Source organism: Pseudomonas saliphila (assembly GCF_008638345.1).
GTDB classification, from domain to species: Bacteria; Pseudomonadota; Gammaproteobacteria; order Pseudomonadales; family Pseudomonadaceae; genus Halopseudomonas; species Halopseudomonas saliphila.
On the sequence record NZ_VTVA01000012.1, the window covers coordinates 125,290 to 136,352 of the forward strand.

Here is an 11,063-nt window from a genome sequence, read left to right on the forward strand (position 1 = left end):
CCATTGATAAAAAACCAGCGTGATTATTCTGATGCGGGCATGGAACATAAGACGCTAAGCCGCTGCCCCGGTCATCGTCCAAAACGACAATTTTCAAGCCCGACGCCCGCTCTTCCCCCTCACCGCCGCACCCAAAACTGTCCATATGGACGATCCCATTTTTTTTAGGATCATGTCTGATGGTGAGAATCTGGATTCTCACCAAACGTCTCGCCATGAAATACAAAAATAAATATACGAGAGGCTTACATGCCCCCGGTGTCAGGATAGTTGTCGCTTGATCGGTTTTACCTGAATCCAATCCCGGGGACGGTATGAGTCATGCAATGCCACGTTATGCACCAGAGCGAAAAGAAGCCCTGCTGAGAAAGCTGTTGCCCCCGCACAACCTGTCTGTTGCTGAGTTGGCCCGGCAGGAAGGTATCTGCGAGCAGACGCTTTATAATTGGCGCAAACAAGCCAAAGCCGGAGGAGCTGTTGTGCCGGGAAATCAAAAGCTGACTGACAACTGGTCGGCAGAAGCCAAGCTGGCGGTCGTTATTGAAACCGCCGCATTGTCAGAGATTGAGCTGAGTGAGTACTGCCGCAGCAAGGGTCTCTATCCACAACAAGTAAAGGCTTGGAAAGCCGCCTGTCTGGCCGGCCAGCAAAGCGCCAAGACGCAAAGCCAAGCTGATCGTGAGCAGGCCAAGACAGACAAGAAACGCATCCGCCAATTGGAACGTGAACTCAACCGCAAAGAGAAGGCCTTGGCCGAAGCCGCCGCACTGCTGGTGTTGCGAAAAAAGCTGAATGCCTACTGGGGCGACGACAGCGAGGATATATGACCTCGCTGCCAGTCAGGCAGAACTATGTAGAATGGCTCACTGAGGCCATCACCAACGGTGCACGCAAGAAGCCGGCGTGTGGTGAGCTGGGCATCAGTTTGCGCACCTTCCAGCGCTGGACTCAAGAGAACACCATGAAGCCTGACGGCCGTACCACTGCCATACGCCCCGTACCAGCTAATGCGCTCACCAAGGCAGAACGTCAGGCCATTCTGGAGCTGTGCAACAGCGAAGAGTTCGCGCATTTGCCGCCAAGCCAAATTGTGCCGCGACTGGCTGACCAGGGTCGTTATGTCGGCTCTGAAAGCAGCTTTTACCGTGTGCTGCACGCCGCCGATCAGCAGTACCGTCGTGGCCGCAGCCAACCGCCTCGTCGGCATCCTGCGCCCACAACACATGTAGCCACAAAGCCCAACCAGGTCTGGTCCTGGGACATTACCTATCTGCCATCGCCGGTGCGTGGTCAGTATTACTACCTGTATCTGATTGAAGATATTTACAGCCGCAAAGCCGTTGGCTGGGAGGTGCACAGCGCCGAGTCTGGCGAAGAGGCTGCCGCCTTGTTGCAACGCAGCATTCTCAGCGAAAAATGCCTGCGTGAGCCGCTGGTGCTGCATTCTGATAACGGTGCACCCATGAAGTCTGCGACCTTGCTAACCAAAATGTATGACCTTGGCGTCACGCCTTCGCGCGGCAGGCCCCGCGTAAGTAATGACAACGCCTTCTCGGAATCACTGTTCCGAACATTGAAGTACTGCCCTCAATGGCCGCAGAACGGCTTCGCCAGCCTGGATGACGCCCGGGCCTGGGTGAGGGACTTCATGTACTGGTACAACCACGAGCACCGGCATAGCCGGATCCGCTTCGTGACGCCAGCGGAGCGCCATCTGCGCCTGGATGTGGATATCTTGGCAAAGCGTCATTCGCTGTATCAACAGGCACGCTCAGCGCACCCGGAACGATGGTCAAGGAATACGCGAAACTGGGACGCTGTGAGGGAAGTAACACTCAATCCAGAGAAGCAGCAAAACCTGCAAGAAGAACCGCAGCTACAGGCTGCATAAAAGTATGGTCTACGCGACAACTACGTTGACAAACACCGCATGAAAACATCAATCTGCATTATTGGTATATTGGCTATAAGCTTTACACTTTCCGCCTGCAAAATCGGCAGTAGCAGTAGTAGTAGCAAGAAGCCAAACCCAATTGCCGAGGCCCCCTTGGACTGTAGCGCTCTGGATGGGTTACTGGCTGGAGATGCGACAGTTACGAAATCAACACTAGTGAATGCGACCGAGCACTCAATCGAATATTGCGCAGTAAGTGCAACCATCCCTCCGAAATTAAATTTCGAAGTACGTCTCCCCACAGTCAACTGGAATGGAAAACTGCACTACAGCGGAGGTGGCGGCTATAATGGAACCATCTCTGATCCCAACATACCAGCACTGCAACAGGGATATGTCAATATCGCCAGTGACAGCGGACACTCTGGAAATGCCCTTGATGCATCATTCGCCTTGAACGACGATTACGCATTAAACCTTTTTGCCCGCCTATCGGTGCCAATGGTGACCGAGGCCGCCAAGGAAATCATTCTGGCTGCCTATAACGAAGCGCCTAGCTATTCCTATTTTGAAGGCTGCTCCAATGGTGGCCGGGAAGGGCTGATGGCAGCCATACACAACCCAACCTTGTTTGATGGCATCATAGCAGGTGCACCAGCACGGCAGTTCGTTGGATCCCTGCCCGCAAGTCAGAGAAATATAGTGACGCTAAATAAGCCCGGCGCTAGCTTTACAACCGGGAAACTGGAGCTACTGGGCGACGCCGTGCTAGCCGCTTGTGATACCGAATCAGCAGACGGCGCAGTCGACGGAATCATATCCAACATAGCCGACTGTAATTTTGACCTTGCTACACTTCGATGCCCAGGTGGGGGGGATGATGGCGACAACTGCCTTTCCGATGCACAGTTAGCGCTAGCCGTGTCAATCACTTCGCCTATATCAGCAGCTGAGGGAGCTCTGAGCTACCCCGGGATTGGGCTTTATGGCGAGGAAGCATCTCCAGGGCAATGGGACACTACTTATCTAGCCCCATACCCTTTCAATGTCGCAGGTATGTTCTATAACACTGGCGTTATTAACCTACTTGCAAAGGACGTTAATATCGACCCTGTTTCATACGACTTTGAAGCCAATGCTTCAACTGCATTATCGATGGCCGACCTTATTGACGTTACTGATGCCGATCTATCTGATTTCAGATCCGCAGGCGGAAAACTTATCTTGTGGCATGGAAGTACTGACGCGCTGGTGCCAGTCAAAAGTACGACAGAATACTATAGCGGGATGATCTCTGAGATGGGTAGAGGAGCGGTAGACGAGTTCGCGCGCTATTATATAGCTCCTGGGGTGCATCACTGTGCGGGAGGTTCCGGAGCCCGCCCCTCAGATCTTTTATCAGCAATGAATTCCTGGGTCACCGACTCCAGCGTCCCAGAGACGCTTACAGCTGCCAAAGTCAACTTTGAGTCAGGCGATATAGAGCTCTCTCGCCCTCTTTGCAGGCACCCAGAATACCCCCATTATACTGGTAGCGGCGAGATCAATAACGCAGATAGCTTCACCTGCGTTTACCCCCAACTATGATACTTATTATAACAATTCATTTACCCTGAAATCTCAGCAAGACCATGGGTCGGCAGCTTAGTCATCCATGGTCTTCTGCCTGAGTGAGGACTGTGAGCGCTGGTAGCCTGTGATCGCGCTTTACTGTGCCACCGAATTGCCCCAACGCATTCAACATCTCCGGTGTAAGCGGGGTCCGACCTATTACCCCAGTTTTCAGGGTTCCAGCCCTGGGTTTCCTGCCTCTCGGCGGGTGTTGCATAGTCCCATTCCTGTGCTATTTGCAAACCCTGCGCGCGCTGGTGTTCGGGCAATTGAGCAATTCGCCCCTTCAATGGCGCAACTGAACCTCTCGACGTAATAATCATGAGACAGCCCGTAACCATTCATGGCGTCGGTGGTTACTGCATTGCAGATTGCCCGCCACACTGGTTCATCCAGTGCAGAATCGGCATCCCTGTTGGGTTGTGAGGATGTATCGCAAGCGATAGTTGACATAGTGAAGACTTCCGAAAAAAACAGAGCCCTCCCCCACTCGTCGGAAGGAACCCCGGGGCGGGTGAGTGACATGCCGCGGATGCGGGGTAGAACCCCTGTTGATATGTTCATCGATGGCAGAATCAATCTCCTGGCCAGCACTGATCCGTCGATCATGCCAAGTGTTGATGACCCCTTGCCGCCTGAGCATCGCAAGCTGCTTCTCAAGCTGATCTCGCAGCCCCTCGTCAGCGTGACAGTATGAGAAAAACACATTCGGCAAAATGAGTACTCCGTAGTGATTAGGGACTGCCCGATCTTACGACCTGCTTTGCGCTGAATACAATGCCTCATGAATATGCCCAGCACCTGGGAACTATAATCCAAGTCAGCGAAGCCAAGCCCTCGGTGTTTTTCAAGATAGTTGTCACTGTTTTCATGCTAAGCCGCTTGTTTCATAAGCTGTTCCTTTTCCGGGTTCAATGTCGTCGGCCCAACAGGCTCGCAGTTTCTGACGGGGCGCGTACCCCAGCGTGACGGCATACTCTGTTTGGCCTGCTCCAATACCCACTTGCGCTGTTCCAGCAGCACCGCATCCTCGCCGTTGTGGCGTTGCTCCGGTGTCACGAAGCGTAGCTTGCTGTGCCGATGCTCGGTGTTGTACCAGCGAACGAACCGGTCTACCCACCGCCGTGCTTCCTCCAGCGAGGTAAAGCCACGGGAGGGCCACTGAGGCCGGTACTTCAGTACCCGGAACAGCGATTCAACGAAGGCATTATCGTTGCTGACCCGGGGACGGCTGTACGAGGGCAGCACGCCCAGTTCTTCCAGCTTGGCCTTCATGGTCTGCGCCTTCATCGGCGCACCGTTATCCGAGTGCAGCACCAGCGGCTTGTGCAGACACTGTTCACGCAACTGGCAACGTTGCAGGAGCTGGGCGGCATACTCGCCACTCTCGGTCTCATGGACTTCATAACCGACGATCTTGCGGCTGTAGAGATCCTCGAACATGTACAGGTAGTAGAACTGCCCACGCACCGTCGAAGGGCGTTGAGTAAGAGGCAGGGCGTAGTCGAACTATTTCCCTGCCTCTCCTCACCGAACCGGACGTGCACCTTTCAATGCATCCGGCTCTCCGTTTAAACGCTGGCGAACGCCATAGCCACTTCAGCGAAACGCGAGGTCCATGTGTTCCTATGCTCCGTCCTCAGGTAGGGATTACCTTCGGGCAGGCGCCACCGGAACAGTTTCTTGCCTTGCCCAACCAACCGATACAGTATTTCACCACTGAGCTTGCCGTTATTGGTCTTGCCAAATAAAACCCAGGTCTTACTTTGGCAAGGCTTAGGTGCCTTACACCATCGGCGCATCAGGGGCTTGATACGGGAACGGTATTTGCGAGCAAGCCAGTGGGCCAGTTTCCAGAACACGACACGATCGATATAACTGAACACTTTGGCTTTGAAATCAACGAATTGATAAAACACCGCCCAGCCTTTCAGTTTTCGGTTGATCAACTCAACCATATCGATTTTGCTTTCACTGTAGTTACCTGATAACAATGCCGTCAGAGATGCTGCGAAGTTTCTGGCTTTATCTCGTGGGATCGTTGTTACCACACGCATATCGCCGTAGCGGCTACGCTTGCGGATAATCCGATGGCCCAGAAAGACAAACCCGTCGTTCACATGAGTGATCCTGGTCTTCTCCATGTTCAGCCTGAGTTTCAGGCCGTCTTCGAGCACCCTCCGGCATTCTTCTCTGATGGCTTGCGCTTGTGCTTTAGTGCCTTTGACGATGATCACAAAATCATCTGCGTACCGGCAGTAAGCAACGGCTGGCTTCCATTGCCAGTTCTCTCTGATCGCCGTACTTCGACCAACCTGGATGCTATGGTTCCAGTACCACCGATCTTTTCGGGCCTTCTTGCTCAGGTAGTGTTGATGCAGGTACTGATCGAACTCATTGAGCATAATATTCGACAGCAACGGCGATATGACGCCACCTTGCGGCACTCCTTCACTGGCAGCCCGGAACAGTCCGACATCGATATGCCCGGCCTTGATTGTTTTCCACAGCAGATCCATGAAGCGGGTGTCTCTGATTCTGCGGCGTACGGCTTTCATCAGCAGGCGATGATGTACGGTATCGAAGTAGCTGGATAAATCACCCTCAATGACCCAGCGGCCCCTCGTTTCTGCATTGTCTGTAAGTTGCAGCTTCACAGTACGAACCGCATGGTGGACACTGCGCTCAGGCCGAAAACCATACGAGAGCGTGTGAAATTCACTCTCCCAGATGGGCTCCATGGCCATCAGCATAGCCCGTTGAACAATACGATCTCGCAGAGCGGGGATGCCGAGTGGTCGTTGCTTGCCGTTGGCCTTGGGGATGTAAATCCGTCTGGCCGGCAGAGGCTGGTAGTTACCTGAGAGAAGTTCTTCCCTGAGCTGTTGCAATACATCCGCCAGTCTGGCTTGCAGCATTGCTTTGTCTATTCCATCAACGCCAGGCGTACGTGCACCTTTTGATGAGAGAGTGACTCGCGCTGCCTCTGCCAGCCAGACCGGCTGTGCTATCAAGCGCAGCAACCGATCGACCCGTTGGGGCGGATCAGTTGCTGCCCATGTGGCAAGCTTGCGTTGCATTTCGCTGATTATCAAAGGTCTTCACCTCGTTAGGTCAGATAATTCGCTTGGCAAACACATTCAAACTGCTCCCCTTCGCCATGTAATGGGCTTTCCCCATCCCGGACTACTACGGAAGCTCCGCCAGTCAATGCGTCATCGGGGCCATGCCCCCTTGGCATCCGTCATTGACCTTCCCCGGTTCACCTATCTGGACTCAAGCATATTGAGGAGGCTGCCCATCGCACTCTTTATCCTTGCTTGCCGCAAGTTGACAGAAGGCAGCAGTCCAATCTGTGATGGATTCTGCTGTCCCGGGGTTCCGCTTACCTATCAGAACCCCTTCGGTAGGCAGCATCTATTACTCACTGCCATTTCCTTCTGTACGGCTTATCAGATCACGTAAGCCGTGGTGACATTTCAACCCTCAGAGACGGATTAATGGGTTCATGTTCTTCAGCCTTTCAATATTCAGCCTTGAGGATCATCTTGGCTTAGTGATCTCACCTCAATCCCCGTTGTCAGCGGGTTACATCACCCTGCGGGCATGCCACAGGTCACTGCCGCTCAGGCTCGCCACCGTCACATTCGGTGGGGTCGTTTGGCCCCTCATCATGAGGTAGCCGTTCAACATTCCAGATAGACTCGTGGTTCATTCGAGCATCCATGCTCGCCCTGAACTCCGGGCACACAGTAGGTAATGTCCCAGCACCAGACTTCGCAGGGGCCGCTGGCTGTATGAGTCGTTGGTGCGGGACTGAGCCTGGGTGCCAGTGACTGCCCCCGATGATGCAGCTGACCTGCCTCCTTGAGCACACGGTAGAAGGTGGACTCCGATGCGAGATAAACTCCCTTGTCCAGCAGGTCAGGCACGATCTGGCTCGGTGGCAGCTGGCTGTAGGCCGGGCTGTTGCACAGCTCGACAATCTGCTCCTGCTCCGTCGCTGTCAGCTTGTTGGCAGGGACTGGTCTGACCGCTGTGGGGCGCTTGTCGTCTTGCACAATCCCGTCGCGATACCAGCGACGGTAGGTACGCAGACAGATATCGGCTTCAGCACAGGCCCTGGCCAGACGGGCACCATCACGGCTCGCTTGCTGGATCAGATTGACGATGGCTTGGCGCTCCGGGATGGAGGTCATTCGTCCTCGTTGCTGTCGTTGTCCCAGAGCGCATTGAGCTTTTTTCGCAGTACCAACAAGGCAGCCGCTTCAGCCAGCGCTTTCTCCTTATGACGCAACTCTCGGCGTAACTGCTTTATTTCCTGTTTGTCGCTGCGAGCCTGTTGGCGTATGGCCTTGTCCTGCTCTCCACTGCGCTGGAAGCCCTGTAAGGACTCCACCTTCCACTGCTTGACCTGGTCAGGATAAAGGCCCTTTTCCCGGCAATACTGGCTGAGCTCGGCCTCGGAAAGAGCTGCGGTTTCGATGACGGTAGCGAGCTTGGCTTCAGCTGACCATTGCTCTGATGTGGCTTTGCGACCTGGCACGGGGCGTCCTTCTGACTTGGCTTTGTTACGCCAAGTATAAAGGGTCGGCTCGGAGATGCCTTCCTGACGGGCCAGCTCGGCCACGGTCATGTTGTAGGGAGGTAGCAGCTTGCTCAATACGGCTTCCTTACGCTCTTCGGAATAACGGGCCACTATGTATCCTTGTCCGCCTATCTGGTTGAAATCAGAGGGTGACAACTATCCTGCCAGAGGGGGCCCTCACCGCTACACACCATCAAGAAGGAGAACGGTATGGAGATTGTCACTCTTATTGAAATCAGCTTGAACCGTATCGGAACCGCTCAGGGTGCTGGTGGCGCCTTTAGCGCCAGTAAGTCACGCGTAGTGTTCTCCGAAGCAGAAGATGCGGAAATAGAGACAGTACGCGACATAGTTATCAAGGCAGCCGAGGAGAACGGAGAGACAGGCGTGCTTGATGACCTCAAGCACGAGCACTCCTATGGAGCAGGAACCGTCGTTTTTAACATTCAGGGAGCAAACGTCTTTTACAGCCAGGTTTATGCTGAGTGCGAGGTGTTTCCAGCACTCAAATCTGGAGGCCGCTATTTCCGCCTGCAGGAAATCAAACCACATCACGCCATAAGTGACTCAGCAGCATCAAAGGGGTAGTGGTTTTGCTTGTTGCTGCCGCGCCACCGATTGAGCGATGCACGGGCCGCTCCCAGCTGCATTCAGCCGCTCACTACAGGCCAAAAGCCGCCGATGGCGTAGAAATCAAACCGTCGCGCCCCTTAACTCAGTCCCAATCATCCGGCTCAGTAGATGTACGAACATAATATTGGGCGAATGCTTGCTCAATCCGATCCAGCATTGATCTTCGCTCTCACAGTAAGAGCACGCCGCGATCTCGCCTGTGGTTGCAATCTCGCTGGAAAGGAACGACTGCTCTACACACTGGTCGCAGATCGACAATCATCACCTTGGCTTTTCATCGAGCCCCCCGAAGTGTTCAGCTCATCCGGCCGGCAGTCCATGCTCGGCAACATTTATTTTCATCCCTAATCATAATGGACTTCCAGCCCATGTCAGAAACAGATGGGCCAGGAGCTTCAGATCGGTCAGCGCAACCAAGGCAGGTCGGACGGCTCATATCTACTAATCAGCGCGCGCAAGGCTACATTGAATGAAGATATGACCATTCGATTCGGGGAGGTTTATTCAGGGAATCGAATATCCTGATGACGCATAGGCTCGCTAAACATCCAGGCGACCAATGCAGGATGCAATGGCCCATGCTTATCTGCCAACACCGCCAACTCTTTCCTGCAGCGAGCGTCTAAATCAATTTGCCACCTGATTTCTGGACCGGAAGGGTAGTGCCGCAATATACCTGTGGCGTAATTTCGCAAAAACTCTGGTAGGGCTTCGTCATTAGATATCTCCTGCAACAAACTCTCGACCTGAATAAGACTGCGGAAACGCTCATAAGGAGTAGTCATCGTAGCACCTGTAATTTCATAAAGTTAAAATATCATAGTGAATTAACCATACAGCGCTTCGTAAGCATCTTGGATAGCGTTTTTCAACACCCACTTTGGAAGGCCGGTCTCAGCCCTGAGCTGCCGATATGCCTCTTTACGGGATATTAAATTTCTGCCTTGCAACTCGTTGGCAAAAAAACTTACCGCAGATCTGCGGGCGAACAATACCGTTTTCTCCCGCTCTTCAGCGAGCGCATTCCTTCTAGTTAACCGTAGCTTGGAAACTATCGAAGCGTAACGATATTCCAAATATCCTACTGATACGTTAAGCTGCCGCGCCAGCTCAGGCAGGGAGGGCGGCGTCTTATTACTTCTCAACAGCCTATTGAGAGCCTTAAGCACTTTAATATGGTTATGATTGTTACGATTCCGCTTGTGCATGTAACTTGGTGGAAGCTCGCATACCCATTCAGCACTTAACACACCCGGACAGCTATTGGCCTCTCCTGATAATAGCGCGATTAGAGGAATACCCAATAGATGGGAAAACCTGCGAGCAGTGCGCAAACTCATTTTCTCTTCACTATGTATAGCTCCTAGCAGGAGATCTCTAGGTATGAGAGCATAAAGATGACCCTCATTATCACTCTTCCAGTAATGATCAAAAATTTTCTCTAACGATAACACAGGCCCTTTTTCTGGTAGCCCATACAGCGGATATAACGCCAAGTCATGCAACAGCTCAATTACGTCATGGGCCTCTAGAACATGAGAGGCAAACCGGGATTCACCTGTAACAGGCACCACACCACGCCACAAGGAAGATCCGCAGTGTTGGCAATGATCTAGAGGGTAATTTTTCCGGTAAGTTTCTTGACCCTCGCCGCAAACATGGCATGCTTCCATAAGAAGGCATTTATGCGTCGGACATTCAACGAGTGCACTCATGTGCCACATCAATTTAAAATATGCCGGAATACCAAATTCGCTCATTTCTGAAAAACAAAGCGTACACCAGCGGAAACCGTCACACACCTCCTCTCCTGATAAAGCAAGGGGTATTTCAAAACACCATAATATTCCTCGCGTCAGATCGGATATAGAAGTAGCAGCTTCGATAACCTCTACCAAAGCCTGGGTGGTTGCGCTCGGGCGCACCAACTCCTGAGGCTTTCTGTAGAAAACAGTCGCCCTACAATAAATTGGCTGATTTCTAATTACATGACGCATCAGCTCGCCTACAAAAACACCATGCTCATATGCCAGCCTATGTACATACGAGGCGAATGATTCGACCTCCGCAGTGCCCTTCCCTTCCAGGGGAACCGAAAACAGCTTCATGATTTACTACCCCCACCGGAGCGATTACCTAGTGCATGCCTAACTGGCTTTCGAGTGAAAGGCTTACCTGCACGTATTTTGGGGTGGGCTTCTTTTTTAGGGACTTGGGAACCAATCTTAAAGGGGGTGCTATAAAGTAAATTTTCCCCTTCGGCTATTTCACGGCTTATTTGAATCAAGTCAACATCTGACATCATTGATTTCTCTAGGGAAGGTCTGAATAACTCCC

The 11,063-nt window shown here is 52.8% G+C and carries 7 protein-coding genes and 2 pseudogenes; 3 read left to right on the forward strand and 6 right to left on the reverse strand.

Translation table 11 applies throughout. The features are described from left to right. Positions 1 to 326: 326 nt before the first annotated feature. Both FHK95_RS13905 and FHK95_RS13910 read left to right on the forward strand, forming a co-directional pair. Positions 327 to 1,891 (forward strand): IS3 family transposase gene (locus FHK95_RS13905; protein ID WP_150305246.1). Its coding sequence is split into 2 segments (ribosomal slippage): positions 327 to 789 and positions 789 to 1,891, totalling 1,566 coding nucleotides; the frame shifts between segments, so codons are not numbered across the junction. A 39-nt stretch (positions 1,892 to 1,930) separates the two neighbouring features. Beyond that, complete coding sequence (locus FHK95_RS13910; RefSeq protein WP_150305233.1) at positions 1,931 to 3,481, forward strand: tannase/feruloyl esterase family alpha/beta hydrolase; 1,551 nt, start codon at positions 1,931 to 1,933, stop codon at positions 3,479 to 3,481. 897 nt (positions 3,482 to 4,378) lie between these two features. Here FHK95_RS13910 and FHK95_RS13925 read toward each other — a convergent pair. The 3 genes and pseudogenes from FHK95_RS13925 to FHK95_RS20270 all read right to left on the reverse strand — a co-directional run. Continuing rightward, positions 4,379 to 4,996, reverse strand: a pseudogene (locus FHK95_RS13925) (transposase); the annotation flags it as partial. An 80-nt stretch (positions 4,997 to 5,076) separates the two neighbouring features. Then, positions 5,077 to 6,600, reverse strand: a complete 1,524-nt coding sequence (ltrA, locus tag FHK95_RS13930) for a group II intron reverse transcriptase/maturase (protein ID WP_150305234.1) — start codon at positions 6,598 to 6,600, stop codon at positions 5,077 to 5,079. Positions 6,601 to 7,233: 633 nt separating this feature from the next. Further along, positions 7,234 to 8,204, reverse strand: a pseudogene (locus FHK95_RS20270) (transposase); the annotation flags it as partial. A gap of 99 nt (positions 8,205 to 8,303) precedes the next feature. Here FHK95_RS20270 and FHK95_RS13950 point away from each other — a divergent pair. Beyond that, positions 8,304 to 8,681: a hypothetical protein gene (locus FHK95_RS13950; RefSeq protein WP_150305237.1), complete on the forward strand. Its 378-nt coding sequence runs from the start codon at positions 8,304 to 8,306 to the stop codon at positions 8,679 to 8,681. Between the two features lie 545 nt (positions 8,682 to 9,226). Here FHK95_RS13950 and FHK95_RS13955 read toward each other — a convergent pair. The 3 genes from FHK95_RS13955 to FHK95_RS20105 form a co-directional block, all read right to left on the reverse strand. Then, complete coding sequence (locus FHK95_RS13955) at positions 9,227 to 9,511, reverse strand: BPSL0761 family protein (RefSeq protein ID WP_150305238.1); 285 nt, start codon at positions 9,509 to 9,511, stop codon at positions 9,227 to 9,229. A gap of 42 nt (positions 9,512 to 9,553) precedes the next feature. Further along, on the reverse strand, positions 9,554 to 10,834 hold the full coding sequence (locus FHK95_RS13960) for a TniQ family protein (RefSeq protein WP_150305239.1): 1,281 nt from the start codon (positions 10,832 to 10,834) through the stop codon (positions 9,554 to 9,556). Further along, positions 10,831 to 11,063 (reverse strand): hypothetical protein (locus FHK95_RS20105; RefSeq protein WP_206668579.1); only part of this gene is annotated, 233 nt, incomplete at its 5' end. The genes FHK95_RS20105 and FHK95_RS13960, both read right to left, overlap by 4 nt.